At 71.4% G+C, this 18,662-nt stretch carries 17 protein-coding genes; 6 read left to right on the top strand and 11 right to left on the bottom strand.

The window, feature by feature from the left end:
* The first annotated feature begins 63 nt into the window (after window positions 1-63).
* From ACT26F_RS14240 to ACT26F_RS14225, 4 genes are all read left to right on the top strand, one after another.
* Window positions 64-1,248, top strand: a complete 1,185-nt coding sequence (locus ACT26F_RS14240) for a sensor histidine kinase (protein ID WP_471671205.1) — start codon at window positions 64-66, stop codon at window positions 1,246-1,248.
* Window positions 1,233-1,892 carry a response regulator transcription factor gene (locus tag ACT26F_RS14235; RefSeq protein WP_471671204.1) on the top strand — a complete coding sequence of 220 codons (660 nt, stop codon included), beginning with the start codon at window positions 1,233-1,235 and terminating at the stop codon, window positions 1,890-1,892. The genes ACT26F_RS14240 and ACT26F_RS14235 overlap by 16 nt, the downstream gene beginning before the upstream one ends.
* Before the next feature lie 77 nt (window positions 1,893-1,969).
* Window positions 1,970-2,827 carry a DMT family transporter gene (locus ACT26F_RS14230; protein ID WP_471671203.1) on the top strand — a complete coding sequence of 286 codons (858 nt, stop codon included), beginning with the start codon at window positions 1,970-1,972 and terminating at the stop codon, window positions 2,825-2,827.
* The gene (locus tag ACT26F_RS14225) at window positions 2,824-3,609 is read left to right on the top strand and encodes a hypothetical protein (protein ID WP_471671202.1); all 786 of its coding nucleotides are present in this window, start codon (window positions 2,824-2,826) and stop codon (window positions 3,607-3,609) included. Before ACT26F_RS14230 ends, ACT26F_RS14225 begins: the two co-directional genes overlap by 4 nt.
* Window positions 3,610-3,611: 2 nt before the next feature.
* Here the strand turns inward: ACT26F_RS14225 and acs are convergent, their stop codons facing one another.
* The 3 genes from acs to serS all read right to left on the bottom strand — a co-directional run bounded on the left by acs (window position 3,612) and on the right by serS (window position 8,059).
* Complete coding sequence (gene acs / locus ACT26F_RS14220) at window positions 3,612-5,585, bottom strand: acetate--CoA ligase (RefSeq protein WP_471671201.1); 1,974 nt, start codon at window positions 5,583-5,585, stop codon at window positions 3,612-3,614.
* Window positions 5,586-5,999: 414 nt separating this feature from the next.
* A complete protein-coding gene (locus ACT26F_RS14215) occupies window positions 6,000-6,785 on the bottom strand; it encodes an HAD family hydrolase (protein WP_471671200.1) in 786 nt (261 codons plus the stop codon).
* Window positions 6,782-8,059, bottom strand: coding sequence for a serine--tRNA ligase (gene serS, locus ACT26F_RS14210; protein WP_471671199.1), 1,278 nt, complete (start codon window positions 8,057-8,059; stop codon window positions 6,782-6,784). The genes ACT26F_RS14215 and serS overlap by 4 nt, the downstream gene beginning before the upstream one ends.
* A gap of 38 nt (window positions 8,060-8,097) precedes the next feature.
* On the opposite strand from serS, the gene ACT26F_RS14205 reads away from it, so the two are divergent.
* Entirely contained in the window at window positions 8,098-9,765 is a 1,668-nt protein-coding gene (locus ACT26F_RS14205; RefSeq protein WP_471671198.1) for a bifunctional phosphatase PAP2/diacylglycerol kinase family protein, read from the top strand.
* A gap of 70 nt (window positions 9,766-9,835) precedes the next feature.
* The gene (locus tag ACT26F_RS14200; protein WP_471671197.1) at window positions 9,836-10,450 is read left to right on the top strand and encodes a DUF2306 domain-containing protein; all 615 of its coding nucleotides are present in this window, start codon (window positions 9,836-9,838) and stop codon (window positions 10,448-10,450) included.
* Here the strand turns inward: ACT26F_RS14200 and ACT26F_RS14195 are convergent.
* The 8 genes from ACT26F_RS14195 to aat all read right to left on the bottom strand — a co-directional run bounded on the left by ACT26F_RS14195 (window position 10,425) and on the right by aat (window position 18,636).
* Entirely contained in the window at window positions 10,425-12,929 is a 2,505-nt protein-coding gene (locus ACT26F_RS14195; protein ID WP_471671196.1) for a glycoside hydrolase family 65 protein, read from the bottom strand. The genes ACT26F_RS14200 and ACT26F_RS14195 overlap by 26 nt on opposite strands.
* A 2-nt stretch (window positions 12,930-12,931) precedes the next feature.
* Window positions 12,932-13,651 (bottom strand): HAD family hydrolase, encoded by a 720-nt coding sequence (locus tag ACT26F_RS14190; protein WP_471671692.1) that lies wholly within the window; start codon window positions 13,649-13,651, stop codon window positions 12,932-12,934.
* Window positions 13,652-13,691: 40 nt separating this feature from the next.
* Window positions 13,692-14,948 (bottom strand): fibronectin type III domain-containing protein, encoded by a 1,257-nt coding sequence (locus ACT26F_RS14185; protein WP_471671195.1) that lies wholly within the window; start codon window positions 14,946-14,948, stop codon window positions 13,692-13,694.
* A 77-nt stretch (window positions 14,949-15,025) separates the two neighbouring features.
* Window positions 15,026-15,868 carry a DUF5926 family protein gene (locus ACT26F_RS14180; protein WP_471671194.1) on the bottom strand — a complete coding sequence of 281 codons (843 nt, stop codon included), beginning with the start codon at window positions 15,866-15,868 and terminating at the stop codon, window positions 15,026-15,028.
* A gap of 67 nt (window positions 15,869-15,935) precedes the next feature.
* On the bottom strand, window positions 15,936-16,328 hold the full coding sequence (locus ACT26F_RS14175; protein ID WP_471671193.1) for an ATP-binding protein: 393 nt from the start codon (window positions 16,326-16,328) through the stop codon (window positions 15,936-15,938).
* Window positions 16,329-16,480: 152 nt separating this feature from the next.
* Window positions 16,481-17,521: a lysostaphin resistance A-like protein gene (locus ACT26F_RS14170; protein ID WP_471671192.1), complete on the bottom strand. Its 1,041-nt coding sequence runs from the start codon at window positions 17,519-17,521 to the stop codon at window positions 16,481-16,483.
* 70 nt (window positions 17,522-17,591) lie between these two features.
* A complete protein-coding gene (locus tag ACT26F_RS14165) occupies window positions 17,592-17,870 on the bottom strand; it encodes an HU family DNA-binding protein (RefSeq protein WP_471671191.1) in 279 nt (92 codons plus the stop codon).
* Between the two features lie 97 nt (window positions 17,871-17,967).
* A complete protein-coding gene (gene aat / locus ACT26F_RS14160) occupies window positions 17,968-18,636 on the bottom strand; it encodes a leucyl/phenylalanyl-tRNA--protein transferase (protein WP_471671190.1) in 669 nt (222 codons plus the stop codon).
* Window positions 18,637-18,662: the final 26 nt, after the last annotated feature.

Genomic DNA, 18,662 nt, shown 5'->3' with positions numbered 1-18,662 from the left:
GCGCTGAGCCTACCCATCGCCGAGTCGGGTCGCCGTCCGGCGGCCCGCACTAGGCTGATGGACATGCTCCGGGTGCGGGCCACGGCCGACGCCATGGTCGGCCTCGCCATCGGCGTGGTCGCCCTGGCGCTGTTCGCCGCGTCCCTGCTCGTCATCGCGTTCACGCCCCTCGGCATCGGACTGCTGCTCATCGATCCGGTCGTCGCGGTGACCGATCGGTGGGGTCTGGCGTGGCGACGGCGGCTCGGGGTGCTGCTCGACCGCGACATCCCCGCCCCGCCGGCCGCGGCACCGGGTCCGCTCGGTCGGCGCCTGCGCGTGTGGGCGACCGATCCCGTCCGCTGGCGGAACCTCGCGCACCTGGGCTTCGCCGGCTCGGGCGGCTGGCTCATGGCGGCGGTGCCCGTCGCGCTGCTCGTGGGCGCGGGCGCGATGGCCTACCTGCTCGTCGACCTGTCCGTGGGCGGGTCGGGGACGTGGGCGCGATTCGGAGTGGGACTCGTCCTGGTCGCCGCGCTCGCCGCGTGGTGGCTCCTCACCCCCCGACTGAACCACGCCCGACACCTCGCCGAGGCCGCGGTCCTCGGTGGGACGCGGGCCTCCCAGCTCGAGCGCCGGGTCGCCGAGGTGACCCGCACGCGGGCGGCGTCGCTCGACCTCGCCGCGGCGGAGATCCGGCGCATCGAGCGCGACCTGCACGACGGACCGCAGGCCCGCCTGGTCTCGCTGGGCATCAACCTCGGGCTGGCCCGCGAACTGCTCGAGACCGATCCGGCGGCCGCTCGCGACCTGCTCGACGAGGCCTCCCGCAGCACCGCCGGCGCGCTCGCCGACCTGCGCGGGGTCGTCCGGGACATCCGCCCTCCGGTGCTTGCCGATCGTGGCCTCGTGGGAGCCGTCGAGGCGCTCGCGCTGGACGTCGCGCTGCCGGTCACGGTCACCGCGCACGTGCCGGGCAAGGTGCCGGAGCCGCTCGAGGCCGCCGCCTGGTTCGCGGTCAACGAGGCGCTCGCGAACATCGTCAAGCACAGCGGCGCGAGCCACGCGTTCGTCGACCTCGCGCACGACGCGGAACGGCTCACGATCACCGTCGTCGACGACGGCCACGGCGGGGCCCGCATGGAGGACGGCAGCGGGATCGAGGGCGTGGCACGACGGCTCGCCGCGTTCGACGGGACGCTCACCGTCCACAGTCCTCCGGGTGGACCGACCCGGCTCAGGGTGGAGGTGCCGTGCGCGCTGTCGTAGCCGAGGACAACGCCCTGCTGCTCGAGGGCCTCACCCGGATCTTCGCGTCCCACGACGTCGAGGTGACGGCGGTCGGCGACGCCGAGGCCCTCGTCGCCGCCGTCGAGCAGGAGCTGGCCGCCGACCGCCCGATCGACGTCGTGCTCACCGACGTGCGGATGCCACCGAGCTTCACGACCGAGGGGCTGGAGGCGGCGGTGGCGTTGCGGCAGGCGCACCCGGGCCTGCCCGTCGTCGTCCTGAGCCAGCACGTCGAGCAGGTGTACGCCCGGGAACTGCTCTCGGCCGGGCGCGGTGGGGTCGGGTACCTGCTGAAGGACCGGGTCATGGACGTCACGGCGTTCGTGGACACCGTGCGGCAGATCGCCGCCGGCGGCACCGTGATCGACCCCGAGGTCGTCGGCGCCCTGATGCGCGCCACGCGCCACGACGACCCCGTGACCCAGCTGACCGCCCGCGAGCGCGAGGTGCTCGACCAGATGGCGCAGGGGCGGTCGAACGCCGCGATCGCTGCCGCACTCTTCGTCACCGAGAAGGCGGTGGACAAGCACATCGGGCACATCTTCGCGAAGCTCGGCCTGCTGCCGACGGCTGACGACAACCGTCGCGTCATCGCCGTGCTCACGTACCTGCAGTCGCACTGACGGTGGGGCTGACCCCACCCCGAAGAGGCGGGTTGGCCCGATCGTGGTGGGGACTCGCGATGCGTAGCGTCGAAGACATGACCGAATCCACCGCCCTTCCCGTCGTGCTGGCCCTCGTCTCGGCCATGGGCTTCGCGGTGTCGACGTCGGTCCAGCACCAGGCCGCCGGCTCCGTCGCCGCGACCGGCCCGACGCTGCTGCTGCGGCTCGCGCAACACCCCGCGTGGTGCGCCGGCGCGGCCGTCGGGTTCTGCGCGTGGATGCTGCACGCCGTCGCCCTGAGCCTGGGCGAGCTCGCGATCGTCCAGCCGCTCATGCTCAGCACCGTGGTCTTCGCCCTCGTCGTCCGGGCGGCGCTCGATCGCACCGTGCCGAGCCGGGTCGAGCTGGGCGCGACGGTCGTGACCCTCGGCTCGCTGACCCTGTTCCTGGCCATGTGCCCCGTCGTGCCCGGCTCGGGTCCGCCCGACCCCGTCGTGGCGGCGCTGGCGGCCGCGCTCTCGATGGCCGCGACCGCGGCACTCCTCGTGCGGTCCGCCGTCCGCGCCGACGCCGTCCCCGCGGCATGGCTGGCCGTCGCCTCGGGCTGGACCTTCGCCACGACCGCCGCGCTGCTCAAGATCAGTGGCGGCGTCATCGCGGACGGCGGGCCGCTGGCCCTGCTGACCGCGTGGTCGACGTACGTCCTGATCGGGTGTGGCCTGCTCGGCGTCATGGCCAACCAGCAGTCCTACCGGGCCGGTCGCCTCGCCGAGACGATGCCGATGCTCAACGTCGTGACCGCGCTCGGGGCGTTCACCCTCGGCGTGCTCGTGTTCGGCGAGCACGTGAGCAGCGCGCCGTGGCAGCTCGCGGCCGCGACGCTCGCCCTCGTCGGCGTGTTCGCCGGCCTGCGCCGGCTCGTCGCGCGGCCCCGCGCCGAGGTGCTCTCATGACGCTCTGGCTGCTCCTGCTCGCGGGCCTGGCGACCGGCGCCCACGCGGCGACGTGGGGAGCCCACAAGGACTCGCCCTTCGAGGGGTTCCACTCCGCGAGCTTCGTGCGGAGCATGGTGCTCGGCGTCGCGGCCGCGCTGGTGCTGTGGCCACTGCTGCGCACCGTCCCGCTGCCCGTCGCGATCTGCGTGCTCTACACGGGCGAGCGACTCGCGACGGAGTGGTGGAAGACGATCGTGCGCGAGGACGACCAGTCCGCGTACTCGATCCCGATGCGGCTCGGTGTCGGCGGCAGGCCGGTCGACGACCGGAGGATCCGCTGGACGGTCGGCGTGCTCGTGGCGCTCGGCTTCGCGGTCCTGTGCGCGGTCGTGGCGCGGATCCCCGCCGACGGCTGGCCGTGGTGGGCGCTCGCGCTCGCCGGCGGGACGAGCGGCTGGTTCATCGCCGGCGGTGGCGCCTGGAAGGACGCCCCGGTCGAGGGGTTCAGCGGCTGGAAGTTCCTGCGCAGTCCCGTCGTCGCCACGGCGTGCGCCGTGCCCCTGGCCCTGTTCACCGACGATCTCGCGTGGCTCGTGCTCGCCTCCGGCGGCGCGTCCGTCGCGGTGATCGAGACCTACAAGACGTATCTCGCCGGTCGGGCGCCGGGCAAGTTCGCGGACAAGCCCGCGCCCTTCGCCGACCGGACCCGCACCCTGCAACGCGGGCTGACCGGAGCGCACACCGCGCTGTGGCTCGGCTTCGTCGTCGTGCTCGTGCGGTCCGGTCTCGCCCTGCGCTGAGGTCAGTCGTCGGCCGCGGTCGGCTTCTGCAGTCCGGACGTGATGAGGTCCATCACGGAGGAGTCGGCCAGCGTCGTGGCGTCGCCGACCTCGCGGTTCTCCGCAACGTCGCGCAGCAGTCGCCGCATGATCTTGCCTGAGCGGGTCTTGGGCAGCTCGGGCACGACCATGATCTGACGCGGCTTGGCGATCGGGCCGATCTCCTTGGCGACGTGGTTGCGCAGGGTCGCGACGATCTCGTCGTTGTCGCCGCCGACGGCGGACTCGCGCAGGATGACGAACGCGACGACGGCCTGGCCCGTGGTGTCGTCGGTCGCGCCGACGACGGCCGCCTCGGCGACGGTCGGGTGCGACACGAGGGCCGACTCGATCTCGGTCGTCGACAGGCGGTGGCCCGAGACGTTCATGACGTCGTCGACGCGGCCGAGCAGCCAGATCGCGCCGTCATCGTCCTTCTTGGCGCCGTCGCCGGCGAAGTACATGCCCGGGAACCGGGCCCAGTAGGTGTCCTTGAACCGCTGGTCGTCGCCCCAGATCGTGCGCAGCATCGACGGCCACGGCTCGGTCAGGACGAGGTAGCCGCCCTCGCCGTTGCCGACCGGCTTGCCCTCGTCGTTCACGACCTCGGCGCCGATGCCCGGCAGCGGACCCATGGCCGATCCCGGCTTGGCGGCGGTGACGCCCGGCAGCGGGCTGAGCATGTGCGCGCCGGTCTCGGTCTGCCACCACGTGTCGACGATCGGGGTGCGGTCGCCGCCGATGTTCGTGCGGTACCAGACGTAGGCCTCGGGGTTGATCGACTCACCGACCGAGCCGAGGATCCGCAGGCTCGACAGGTCGAACTTCGCGGGGATGTCGTCGCCCCACTTCATGAACGTGCGGATCGCGGTCGGGGCCGTGTAGAACAACGTGACCTTGTGGTCCTGGATGATCTCCCACCAGCGGCCCTTGTGCGGGCTGTCGGGGGTGCCCTCGTAGAGCACCTGCGTCGCGGCGTTCGCGGTCGGCCCGTAGACGATGTACGAGTGGCCGGTCACCCAGCCGATGTCGGCCGTGCACCAGTACACGTCGGTGTCCGGCTTGTGGTCGAACGTCGCGAAGAACGTGTACGCGCACTGCGTCAGGTAGCCGGCGCTCGTGTGCAGGATGCCCTTGGGCTTGCCGGTCGTGCCGGACGTGTACATGACGTAGAGCGGGTGCTCGGCGTCGAACGCCTCGGGCGTGTGATCGGTCGAGGACTCGTCGACCAGCTCGTGCCACCACACGTCGATGTCCTGGTCGAACGCGACCTCCTGGCCCGTGCGGCGCACCACGAGGACGTTCTCGACGGGACTCGCGTCGCCGAGCTTGGCGATCGCCTCGTCGACGGCGGGCTTCAACGCGCTCGGGGAGCCGCGGCGGTAGCCGCCGTCGGCGGTGATCACGAGCTTGGCCTCGCAGTCCTCGACCCGGCTCGCGAGCGCATCGGAGCTGAAGCCGCCGAAGACGACCGTGTGCGGGGCGCCGAGGCGGGCGCAGGCGAGCATCGCGATGACGGCCTCGGGGATCATCGGCAGGTAGATGGCGACGCGGTCGCCGGCCTCGATGCCGAGCTCCTCGATTGCATTGGCGGCCTTGCAGACCTCGTCCTTGAGTTGGGCGTAGGTGAGGTCGCGCGTGTCGCCGGGCTCGCCGACGAAGTGGAACGCGACCTTGCCGCCCAGGCCGTTCTCGACGTGCCGGTCGACGCAGTTGTAGGCGACGTTCAACTTGCCGCCGACGAACCACTTCGCGAACGGCGGGTTCGACCAGTCGAGGACCTCGGTGAACGGCGTGTCCCACGTCAGCCGCTCGGCCTGCTCGGCCCAGAAGCCCAGTCGGTCGGACGCGGCGCGGTCGTAGGCCTCGGCCTTCACGTTCGCGTGCTGCGCCAACTCGGCGGGCGGCTCGAAGATGCGGTCCTCGTGGGCGAGGTTGTCGATGCCGGTCTGGGTCACGGGAATGCCTCCTGGGCGCGGTTCAACACAGTGTGTCGCAGGTCACCAATCCTCGACCCCTGCAGGTTGCCGCATCGTTGCGGGTCCGCGCCACCGCAGGCCGACGAGCGGTGCCTCTCGTGCGGTGGGCGGTGGTGGGAACGGGCCCCGTGTGGTCGGTTTACCACGGTCCCACGGTTCGTTGCCTCTTCCCTCGGTGAATTCACCGAGGGAAGAGAGGAATCGTCACGGGAGGATGCGGCCACGCTGGCCAGAGTTCGTGTCGACGGCGACGCCGGTCCCACCCTTTCGGCGATCCAGCCTGGCGCTTCACTCCCCTCGGCGTTCGTGGTCCTCCCGCTGTGATTTCACCGAGGGAGGCGAGGAGCAACCGTGGGACCGTGGTAAACCGACAGACGCAGCACCGCGTCGAAGTCAGACCAACCAGCGACGGAGCTCGTCGGCGAGCCCGTCCTGCTCGACTCCGCCCGTGATGGCGTTCGCGACCGTCTTGAGCTCCTCCGGGGCCTGGCCCATCGCGACGCCGCGGCCCGCCCACGCCAGCATCTCGACGTCGTTGTTGCCGTCGCCGACCGCGAGGACGTCGGCCGGGGCGATGCCGAGCCGGCGGCACACGACGTCGAGGCCCGAGGCCTTCGAGACGCCCTCGGGCGCGAGGTCGAGCCACGCGGTGTAACCGATGTAGTAGTTCGTGCCGTCGAGGCCGAGGTCGCCGACGAGCGACGAGAACTCGTCCCGGTCGTGGTCGGGGGCGCGCACGACGACGCGCGTCACGGGCTGCGACACCATGCGCTCGACCTCGTCGAGGATGATCTCGCCGGTGATCTCGCCGTGCGGGAACGCCCGGTTCACGCGGTAGCCGACGCCGACCTCCTCGACCGCGACGAGTGCCTCGGGGACGCGCTCGAGCACGCGGCGCACCGCCTCGCGCGCGTCGAACGTGGTCGTGTGCACGACCTCGAACGGGTCGACGTCGAACACGACCGAGCCGTTGCTGGCCACGCCGAGCCCCTCGCGGAAGCCGAGCTTGTCCAGCACGTCGTACACCCCCGGGACGGCACGGCCCGTCGCGATGACGATCGGCACCCCCTGCTCACGCAGACCCAGCACCGCGTCCTTGACCGCGGGGCTGAGCTGGTTCCGGTGGTCGACGATCGTGCCGTCGACGTCCAGGGCGACGAGCCGGGGGGTCCAGCTCATCGCGGCTCTGTCGGCCGGAGCACCTCGCCGAGGAACGGGTGCAGTGCCGCGGGCAGCCGCACGGAACCGTCGGCCTGCTGACCGTTCTCCAGCAGCGCCACGATCGTGCGGGTCATCGCGCACAGCGTGCCGTTGAGCGTGGCGACGTGCGAGGTGGCCTCGTCGGCGGTGCCGCGCGTGCGGACGTCGAGGCGGCGGGCCTGGAACTCGGTGCAGTTCGACGCCGAGGACAGCTCGCGGTACTTCTCCTGCGTCGGGATCCACGCCTCGCAGTCGAACTTGCGCACGGCCGACAGGCCCAGGTCGCCGGCGGCCACGTCGATGACGCGGAACGGCAGCTCGAGCTTGGCCAACCAGGCCTTCTCCCAGCCCAGCAGCCGCTCGTGCTCGGCGGCCGCCTGGTCGAGCGTGGTGTAGACGAACATCTCGACCTTGTCGAACCAGTGCACGCGGAAGATGCCCCGGGTGTCCTTGCCGTACGAGCCGGCCTCGCGCCGGAAGCACGGGCTGAATGCGACGTAGCGGCGCGGGAGCGACTCGGTCGGAAGGATCTCGCCGCCGTGGTAGGCCGCGAGCGGCACCTCGGAGGTGCCCACGAGGTAGAGGTCGTCCTTCTCGAGGTGGTAGACGTCGTCGGCCGCCTGGCCGAGGAAGCCCGTGCCCTCCATGGCCTGTGGCTTGACCAGTGCCGGCGGGATCATCGGCGTGAAGCCCCACTCGGCGGCCGTCGACATCGCCAGCTGGACCAGGGCGAGCTCGAGCTGGGCGCCGACGCCGGTGAGGTAGTAGAACCGCGAGCCGCTGACCTTCGCGCCGCGTTCGATGTCGATCGCGCCGAGCAGCTCGCCGAGCTCGAGGTGGTCGCGCGGCTCGAAGCCCTCCGCGGCGAAGTCGCGCGGGGTGCCGATCTCCTCAAGCACGACGAAGTCGTCCTCGCCGCCGGGCGGCGCATCCACCGTGGGGTTGGGCAGCGCCTTCATGAGGCTCTCGAAGGTCTGCGCCGTCTCGGTCTGGGCGGCCTCGGCGGCCTTGACCTCGGCGCTGAGCTCCTTCGTGCGCGCCAGCAGCGCCTGCTTCTCCTCGCCCTGCGCCTGCGGGATCTGCTTGCCGAGCTGCTTCTGCTCGCCGCGCACGGCCTCGAACCGGACGATCGCCGCCCGGCGGGCCTCATCGGCCGACACGAGGTCGTCCACGAGCTGCGACGACTCCCCGCGGCGCTCCTGGGCGGCGCGCAGCAGGTCGGGTTCGTCACGCAACATTCGAGGATCGATCACGGCGCCAGCCTAGCGAGGCTCACCGGGCACTCCCTGCGGTGCCGCGGCTAAAGTATGCCGAGCGCCACACCAGCCACATCGAGGAGACGAACCACGTGACGATCGACCTGCGCCGCGCTGACGGCGACCGGCCGCTCCTGGCTCACGTGCTGCTGACCATCCAGGCGACCGTCTTCGTCCTGCTGACGGTGCTCGTCGTGATCGAGTGGCCGCCGCTCATGCGTCTCGACGAGTCGGTCGCCCAGAGCGCCTACGACTTCACCGCGGCCCGCCCGTGGCTCGTCGAGGTGCTGGACTTCCTCGCGGCCGTGCTGAGCAACTGGGGGGTCGGCCTGGCCCTCTCCGTGCTCGCCGGGCTCCTGTGGTGGCGCAACGAGCGGCTCCTCTCGACCTGGGTCGTGGCCAGCGGTGTCATCGTGATCGCCGGCAACGCGATCATCAAGGCGTTCGTCCAGCGCGACCGGCCCGTGTGGGACCTGCCGCTGCACGAGATCGGCGGCTGGTCGTTCCCGAGCGGCCACTCCGCCGGCGCCGGGGTGCTCTTCACGGTCCTGAGCCTGCTGACGATCGTCGTCACGGGACGCGGCCTGAAGCGCCGCCTGTGGCTCGCGCTCTGGGCGGCGCTCGCGCTGCTCACCGCGGCCGACCGCGTGCTGCTGGGCGTGCACTACCTCAGCGACGTCGTCGCCGGACTGGCGTTCGGCAGCTTCGTGCCGCTGCTGCTGTGGGTGCTTTTGGTCAGCGGTCGCGGGCGACTGCCCGCCGAGCTCGCGATCCTCACGGGCTCCGGCCGTCGCCGTGCCGCGGTCGTGCTGAACCCGGTCAAGGTGGGCGACATCGAGGAGTTCAAGGCCAAGGTCCGCCAGGTCGGCGCCGCGCACGGCTGGAGCGAGCCGCGCTGGTACGAGACGTCGATCGAGGATCCCGGCTACGGCCAGACCCGAGCGGCGCTGGACTCCGGGGTCGACCTCGTGATCGCTGCCGGCGGAGACGGCACCGTCCGCGCCGTGTGCGAGGTCGCGACCCGGTCCGGTGTCGCCGTGGGCGTGCTGCCGCACGGCACCGGGAACCTGTTGGCCCGCAACCTCGACATCCCGGTCAACACGCGCGACGCCCTCGATGTCGTGTTCAGCGGCCAGGACCGCGCGATCGACCTCGCCTCGTTCACGACCGACGGGGGCACCGACACGTCGTTCCTCGTGATGGCCGGGCTCGGCATGGACGCGATGATCATGACCGGCGTCAACGAGGACCTGAAGAAGAAGGTCGGCTACCTCGCGTACTTCGTCTCGGGGGTCAAGGCCATCACCTTCCCGCGCACGAAGGTCGAGATCACGATCGACGACGGCGAGCCGCACCGCTTCAAGGCGCGCACCGTCGTGGTCGGCAATGTCGGCTTCCTGCAGGGCGGCATCCCGCTCATCCCCGAGGCGAAGATCGACGACGGCCTGCTCGACGTCGTCGTCGTCGCGCCGAAGCGCTTCCTGGGCTGGCTCGCGATCGTCGTGCGGGTCCTCTTCCGCCACCAGGCCAACGACAAGCGGCTGACCCGGCTCAGCGGCCAGAAGGTCCACATCCGGGCCGAGAAGCCCGTGCCGATGCAGCTCGACGGCGATCCCGCCGGCGAGGGCTCGGAGATCACGGCCGAGGTCCGGCCGGGCGTCGTGCTGGTCCGCGTCCCGGCCACCCTTCCCCCGGTCGAGTAGGGGCGCGACCCGGGTCCCGTCGGGGCCTTCACCGATTCCCGCACGACCCGCCAGCCCCGAGGCTGGCGTCATGACGACGCAGACGCTGCTCCGCCCGCCGCGCGGCTGGACCCTCATGACCGGACTGTCGACGCTGGTCGGCGCGTACGCGGTCGCGGTGGTGGCCTCGGGGTTCCGGCTGCTGCCCGGCGAGATCGCCGCGAACTCGTTCCCCTCGCCGTGGGCGCTGCGCCTGCACATCGTCGCGTCGGGGATCGCCCTGCTGGTGGGCCCCTGGCAGTTCCGGCCGAGCCTGCGAGCTCGTCGGCCCGGACTGCATCGCGCGCTGGGTCGCACGTACGTCGCGGCCTGCCTCGTCGGCGGCACGGCCGGCGGCCTCGTCGCGCTGACCACGACCCAGGGACTCGTCGCGGGAACCGGGTTCCTGCTGCTGGCGGTCGCGTGGCTCGGCGCCACGGCCATCGCCTTCCGCCACGCCCTGTGCCGGCGGTTCGCCGATCACCGCGCGTGGATGGTCCGCTCGTTCGCGCTCACGTTCGCCGCCGTCACGCTCCGCCTGTACCTCGGGGTCGCGGGGTCGCTGGGCATCGAGTTCGAGCAGGCCTATCCCGTCGCGGCGTGGCTGTGCTGGGTGCCCAACCTCGTCGCCGTCGAGCTGGTCAGGTCCCGGGGACGATGGCGGTGATGACCGTGCCGTCGGAGCGGCGTCGGCCGGGCACGGGCGGCGGGGTGCCCTCGATGCGAGGTCCCTGGTCCGCGAGGGCGACCGTGACCGGCGCCTCCGGCGCCACCGTGACGGACTCGCCGCGCACCACGAACGTGGGGTTCACGAGCTGACCGAGCGCGTCGGGCTGCTGGTCCTCGACCGTGAGCTCGAGCTCGTCACGCCGGACCGTGACCCGCACGCGGGTGCCGTGGATCGTGACGCGGTAGGTCAGCTCGTGCCACGCGTCGGGCAGGCGCGGGTCGATCGTGAACTCGCCCTGGTGGTCACGGAACCCGCCGAAGCCGCCGGCCAGCACGCTCCACACGCCGCCGGTGGAGGCGACGTGGACGCCGTCGGTGGCGTTCTTGTGCCGGTCGGCCAGGTCGACGAACAGCGCGCCGAGGAAGTAGCGGAACGCCAGGTCGTGATAGCCGACCTCGGCCGCGATGATCGACTGCACGACCGCCGAGAGCGTCGAGTCGCCCGTCGTGATCGGGTCGTAGTACTCGAAGTTGGCGCGCTTCTGCTCGGCCGAGAAGTGGTTGCCCTGCAGGAACAGGCCCAGCACGACGTCGGCCTGCTTGATCACCTGGAAGCGGTAGATCACGAGCGGGTGGTAGTGCAGCAGCAGCGGACGCATGTCCAGCGGCGTGTTGTCGAGGTCCCACACCTCGCGCTCGAGGAAGTGCTGGTCCTGCGGGTGCACGCCGAGGTGCTCGTCGAACGGGATCGCCATGTCGCGCGCCGCCCGCTCCCACGCGTCGACCTCGAGGTCGTCGAGCTCGAGACGGTTGACGAGCTGCTCGTACGCGAGTCCGTCGCGGTCCGCGAGCCGCCGCACGGCGGTCGCGGCCGCGCGCAGGTTGAACCGCGCCATAACGTTCGTGAACAGGTTGTCGTTGACGACGGTCGTGTACTCGTCGGGACCGGTGACGCCGTGGATGTGGAACGTGCCCACCTCCTCGTCGCGCCAGAACCCGAGGTCGACCCACATCCGGGCGGTCTCGACGAGCACGTCGATGCCCTCGCGGACGAGGAAGTCCTCGTCGCCCGTGGCCAGGAAGTACTGGGTCATGGCGTACGCCACGTCGGCGTCGATGTGGTACTGCGCGGTGCCGGCCGCGTAGTAGGCGGAGGCCTCCTCGCCGTTGATCGTGCGCCACGGGAAGAGCGCGCCGGCCTGCGACACCTCGCGGGCCCGCCGTCGCGCCGCGTCGAGCAGGTTGTACCGGAACCGCAGGGCGTTCCTCGCCGCCGCGGGCGTCGTGTACGTGAGGAACGGCAGGACGTAGACCTCGGTGTCCCAGAAGTAGTGACCGCTGTAGCCCGAGCCGGTCACCCCCTTGGCGGGGATGCCCGCGCCCTCGGCGCGCGCGCTGGCCTGGGCGACCTGGAACAGGTTCCAGCGCACGGCCTGCTGGATCTCGGGATGGCCGGGGACCTCGACGTCCGACCGCGCCCAGAAGTCCGACAGCCAGCGCGCCTGCGCCTCGTACTGTGCGGGCACGCCCTCCTCGTGGATGCGATCGAGAGTGCGCCGGCAGCGGTCGACCAGTTCGCGCACGGGGACGCCGCGCGACGTGTGGTAGGCGACGAGCTTGGTCAGCCGGACGGTCTTGCCCGGCTCGGCGTCGACCCGGTAGGTCATCTTCGCGAGGTCGTCCTCGACCTGGACGCGCTTCGTGTAGTTGTTCGCGGTCTCGAGCCGGTGGTCGGCCGCGACCGCGAGGGTCATCCCGCTGTCGACGCACCGGTAGCCGAGCACGACCCGGCCCTCGGCCGCGTTGCCCCAGCTGTGCCGCGGCTCCAGCACGCGCCGGTTGAGGTTCTCGGACTTGCGCGGGTCGTGGCCGGCGCCCATCGCCTTGGACCGCACGTGGTACTCGTCCTCGCCGTCCTGGCGGTTGAGGATCTGCGACGAGATCGCGATCGGCGCGTGGTCGTCGAGCATCGTGACCTCGAACTGCAGGACGGCCAGGTGCCGCTGCGCGAACGACACCATGCGGGTCGAGACGACGTGCACGCGCTTGCCCGCGGGGGTGCGCCACACGATCTCGCGCCGCAGGACGCCGTCGCGGAAGTCGAGCGACCGCTCGTATTGCATCAGGTCGGCGACGCTCAGCAGCAGCGGCTCGTCGTCGACGTACAGCCGGATGACCTTCGCATCCGGCGCGTTGACGATCGTCTGACCGACGCGCGCGAAGCCGAACGCCTCCTCGGCGTGCCGGATCGGCCAGGTCTCGTGGAAGCCGTTCAGGAACGTGCCGTGGGTGTGCGAGTCCCGGCCCTCGGTGACGTTGCCGCGCATCCCGAGGTAGCCGTTGCCGACCGCGAAGAGGGTCTCGGTGACGCCGAGATCGGCGTCGTCGGGGTGCGCCTCGACGAGTCGCCACTCGTCGACGGGCCACCGCGACCGGTCCAGGAAGTCCTCGACGTGGGGTGCCTCGTGAGAACTCATGCTCAGATCAACTCCGCAAGGTCGTCGACGACGAGGTCCGCGCCCTGCTGGCGCAGGACGTCGGCGCCCGCCCCACGGTCGACACCGATCACGAGCCCGAAGTCGCCGGCCGCGCCGGCCTGCACGCCCGAGACCGCGTCCTCGAGGACGACGGAGCGCTGCGTGGGCACGCCGACGCGCTGCGCCGCGGCCTCGTACGTGTCGGGCTGGGGCTTGCCGGCGATGCCCTCGGCCGCCGCGACCTCACCGTCGACGATGACCTCGAACCGGTCGATGAGTCCGGCCGCCTCGAGCACCATCCGCGCGTTGCGCGAGCTGGAGACGACGGCGAGGTGGATCCCGCGCTCCTGCAGCGCGTCGAGCAGCCGCACCGAGCCGGGGTAGCCCTCGACGCCGTCGGAGTGCAGCACCGCCGCGAAGTAGTCGTTCTTGCGGTTGCCCAGCGCGCACACCGTCTCGGCGGTCGGCTCGTCGGACGGGTCGCCGTACGGCAGTTCGATGTCGCGGGAGGCGAGGAACGAGGCGACGCCCTCATAGCGCGGCTTGCCGTCGACGTACGCGAAGTAGTCGTCGTCGGAGTAGGGAGCAGCACCGGGATGGTCGGCCAGGAAATCGGAGAACATCCGGCCCCAGGCCCGCATGTGGACCTCCGCGGTCGGGGTGATCACTCCGTCGAGATCGAACAGCGCGGCGTCGTAGTCGGTCCAGTCCACGTCTTCCAGCGTAGGGCCACATCGTGACGACGCCGTGAACGCCGCAGCGTCACCTCGCCGTTCGGAACCCCGCGGTCTGCGTCGTGGGCGAGTAGACCAACGGGGTCGTGGCCTTCGCCTGGACCCGGTAGGCGTAGGCGGTGTTCGCCCGCAGGCCCTTGAATGTGACGCTCGGGCCGCCGACCTGTCGGGTCTTCCATGCCTTCACGCCCTTGACCTTCCAGTACACGATGTAGGAGGTCGCACCGGGCGAGGCGTTCCAGCGGAGCGTCGCCGACGCGGCCGTGCGCTTGGCCAGCCGCACCTTCCGGGGCATCGCGGGAACCGGCCTGACTCGCTGCGCGACGCTCGGCGCGGAGACCGTGCCGCGCGCGGAGACGGTCTGCGCCGAGGCCAGGTAGACCGCACCGGCCTTCAGACCACCGAACGTCGCGGTCGGCCACTGCCCTCTGCCGCTGGCCCACGTGAAGTCCTTGACCGCCACGACCCGGCCGGCCGTGGTCCGCAGGGTGATGCGCGTCGTCGCCCACGGATCGAGGAACGGCACCAGCGTCCGGTAGGTCGTGGGTCTCGTGCTGGACGAAGCATTGAACGGCGCCTTGAAGGCGCCCACCGGCTTGGTCGTGAACGGATGCCACTCGGCGTCGTTGGCCTCCTTGCCGTTGGCCTCGGCGTCGACCCTGACCTCGTACGCATGGTCCGACGCGAGCGGGATCTCGTAGTCAAGCCACCCGGTCGGGCGTGAACCACCGTTGGTGAGCGTGGCGGTGCGCTCGCTCGGGCCGAACTGGTAGGCGAAGCTCTCCTGGGTGACGGCGTCCCGCACCGTGACCACGTAGTGCTCGGCGCCGACGACGGCCTTCCACGTCGGCGTGACAGCCCGGGCCGTCGAGGTGACGGACGCTACCTGGGGTCGGTCGATCCCGTACGTGCGGAACTCGACCTCGGCGAAGTCGTCGGAGAGGTCGACGTCGTTCGCGGCGAACACGACGGCGAACTGGGACGTATGGGGCCTCAGGCCCGTCAGGAAGACGGACGGCGACTCGGGGAATGCGTAGTTGGGCTCGTCATCGCACGTCTCCAACGACCGGCATCCCGACCAGTAGAGGACCACGTAGTCGGTCGCGAACGGCGCGGCCTCCCAGGTCAGGCGAGCACTCGTCGCCTCGAGTGCCTTCGCGTCCACGACCAGGTGGGTCGGGGTGGCCGGGGGCTGATCCGAGGGCGCGGCGCTCGCGGCCGGAGCAGCGCAGACGGTCGCCAGGGTGAGCAGGGCAGCGAGCCAGGCCGCGGCGGAGCGGGTCACGGCGGTTCCTCCGAGAATGTGTCACACGGGCCGCCGGACAGCGACGATTTACCCTAACAACCGGGCCCAAACAGCGATCAGCGAATCGTGACCTGCCGGCTGGAGAGGTCGCGGCGGGCGGCGCGCTCGGCGGAGGTCAGGTCGCTCGCGTCCTCGACCGCCTCGTCGATGCGAGCGGCGAACGCGGAGGCCGCGGCGTCGAGCGCCTCGACGTCGACGTCGTCGTCGATCTCCCATACCGGCGCCAGCAGGCCGTGGGCCCGGAAGATGCCGATGAGGCTCGTGCCGTCGACGATCGCGTCGCGGTCCGCGGCACGCAGTCGGGCGAACCCGTCGAGCAGGCGCTCCTCGTCCCGGGCCATGATCCAGCGCAGGTACGTGTGGTCGCCCATCTCCGTGACGTAGGCCGAGTCGACCGAGGTCAGGCGCGTGGTCGGCGCGACGGTCGCGTTCGCCTCCTCGAGGGCCGAGGCGGCGGCTGACGAGCCGCGATCCTCCTCGAGCAGCCACCAGTCGAAGCCGTCGTGCACCTCGAGCTCGAAGCCGCCGTCGGGGTCGACGAGCTCCTGCAGGCGTGCGCCCACGCCGGGCTGCGTCATGCGGATCGGGGTGCCGGGAGGCGTCTGCTGCGCGACCTCGACGACGTGCGCCAGGTCGCGGCTGATGTCGCCGTGGTTGTGCAGGACCTGCAGCCCGACCCAGATCTCACCGTCCGGCCGGACCAGACCCGCGCCGGCACCCGGCAGCAGCGAGCACACGCGGAGCGAGCCGCCGTCCTTGAGCCGCACGACGGCCGTCGCGGACGGCACGAACTCGCGCAGGGCGACCCAGTCACCCTCGGAGGGCAGCCCCTCGAAGGTGCGTGCGACGAACGGCATGCGTTCCTTGGCCGGCTTGATCCGCCTCGACTTCTTGCCCATGGCCGACAACGGTAGCCGCCGGGTCGGGCGAGGGGGCGATCAGGCCGGTGCGCTCAGGTCAGGGCGCTCAGGCCAGGGCGAGCTGCGCTCGCACGCACGTGCCCTCGGTGAGGTCGACCGACCAGTCGTCGGCGACCCGGCTGATGATCGACAGGCCGCGGCCGCCGAGGGAGTCCTCGTCGAACGGCCGCGGCGTGAGGTCGCTGCCGCGGCCGGAGTCGCGGACGCTCAACTCGAGCCGTCCGTTGTCGATGCTCCAGCGGATCTCCATCGTGCCGTCGCTGTCCGGGGCCCCGTGGATGACCGCGTTGGCGATCATCTCGCTCAGCACGATCAGGGCGTTGTCGATGAGGCCCAGATCGGTGCGGTTGAGGGTCAGGAAGGCCGCCAGCTTCGTGCGGGCGATGCCCGGCGTGGATGACTCGAACGGCAGTCGCACGACGTCGCGACTGTGGACCATGCGCTCTCCCTTCGAGCTTTCCCCGACCTCACGGCCTGCAAGGCGCGCACCGAACAGCGGTCACGCGCACATGACTAGTACCAATTAACCATTCAATCTGGTGAGAATCAAGGAAACGCGAGGACCCGGCGGCGGCGCCACGGCGTCGATGCTCAGCGTCCCCAGACGCCGGGGTCGCCCGGGTAGGGCGGCGCATTCGGCGGTACGGCGGGGGCGACCGGGGCCCACTGCGGGGCCGGCGGGCCGCCCGGGGGCAGGTACGGCGGGGGCGGCACGAGCCGCGGAACGGGTGCGGGCTCGGGCAGAGGGGGCCGCATGCGTGGCAGCCCGGCCCGGCGAGCCGCCCACTCGACGGCCGCCCAGAACACGAGGCACGTGAGGGTCGACGGGACGACCTCGTTCAGCAGTCCGGCACCCTCACCGCTGGAGTCGACGAGCCCGAACAGATCGAACGTCATGAGCACGACGTTGTTCGCGACGTGCAGTGCGATCGAGGCCTCGAGCCCGCCGGTGCGGATCACCAGGATCGCCGCGACGATCCCGAACAGGCCCACGGACACCAGGCCCCAGAAGTCGTAGAGGTGACCCGCGGCGAACAGGACGCTCGTGGCCACGACGGGCACCCACGCCCAGCGGGTCCAGGAGCCGATCAGCTGCATCAGGCCGCCCCGGAAGAGGTACTCCTCCCCGGCCGCCTGGAAGGGCACGACGAGCAGCACCACGACGAGGGAGGCGAGGCGGGCTCCGGTCGGCAGCTCCGGGCTGACCGAGTCGTCACCGGAGGCCGCGGCGAGAACGACCGAGAGCGCGATGCTGGCGCCGACGACGGCGAACGCCCACAGCAGGCAGCTGCGCAGCCAGCGCCAGCGGAACCTGCCCTCGACCGAGTGGACGTACCGGGTGTGCCGGGGCCACACGAGTCGCACCGACAGCAGCACGATCGGGACGAGGACCGCGAGGGAGGCGAGCTGCAGGAACAGGACGACCGGGTCGTCCAGCGAGACGGCGGACGCGGCCGGCGAATCGGCCCAATTCTGGACGTCGGTGCCGATCAGCACGAGGTACACGACGATCGCGACCACCACTGCGAGGTTCACGACGCCCACGGCGCCGCCTCCCACGAGGGCCGCGACGGGAAGTCGCCAGTGCTCGAAGCCGGGAGTCTCGCGGGCGAGCCGCTGGTAGGGAGTCACCACGGCATCCTCACACGCACGACGCCCCCGACCCCGTGTGTCCACAGGGCGGGGGCGTCGAGGCGCGAACTTACTTCGCGGCGGCCTTCAGGCGGGAGCCGGCGCTGACCTTCACGCCGAAGCCGGCCGGAATGTCGATGGTCTCGCCGGTGGCGGGGTTGCGGCCGGTGCGAGCGGCGCGCTTGACGCGCTCGACCGAGAGGACGCCGGGGATCGAAACCTTCTCGCCCTTGGCGACCGAGTCGATCACCAGATCGGCGAAGGCCGTGACGAACTCGTCGACGTCCTTCTTCGTGCTGCCGGTCTTGGCGGCCAGAGCGGCCACGAGATCGTTGCGGGAAAGTGCCACGATTCTGCTCCTGATCAAAGTTTGACGGGTACGTCCGTCAGTCTAGGGACGCCGCCACCGCGCCCGACCCCGGGGTACCCCGGCGTGTCGCGAGATTTCAGTCCCAATCGGCCTCGGGGCCGTCCACGAGGCCGTCGATCACCGTGAGGTAGGCATCCCGCGACAGCGTGCGCACGCCCAGGGTCGCCAGGTGCGGGGTGAGCCACTGGGTGTCCACGAGCCAGTCCCCGAGCGGCTCCATCCGCCCGACGAGACCCATCAACGCGACCTTCGACGCGTCGGTCTCGTGGTGGAACATCGACTCGCCCGCGAACAGCGATCCGATCGACAGCCCGTAGAGACCGCCGACGAGGCGGCCGTCCGGCGTCCGGGTCTCGACGCTGTGCGCGTAGCCGAGGTCGTGGAGTCGCAGGTAGGCCGCCTTGATCGAGCGGGTGATCCAGTGGCCCTCGCGGCCGGGGTCGGCGCAGGCGTCGATGACGGCCTCGAAGTCGGTGTCCACGCTCGTGGTGAACCGCCGCGCGGAGCGCTGAAGCGAGCGCGAGACCCGCAGGTCGCCGGGCCCCAGGACGCCGCGCTCGAGCGGAGACCACCACAGCATCTGGCGCCGATGCGGCATCGGGAACGCCCCCGCCCGGTAGGCGTCGAGCAGCGTCTCGGGCTCGAGGTCCGCTCCACCGGCGATGCAGTCGTCGTCAGGCCACTCGGCCGGGTCGAACACCCAGCGCGACGGCGGCAGCGACACCGGGCCCCCTGCGGGACTCATCGCGGCTCCGGCCCCGCCGAGTGGCT

It is taken from the genome of Aeromicrobium sp. SP1, from assembly GCF_055663785.1.
Note: the sequence above shows the minus strand (reverse complement) of the source record. Positions and strands in the feature narration are given on the sequence as shown.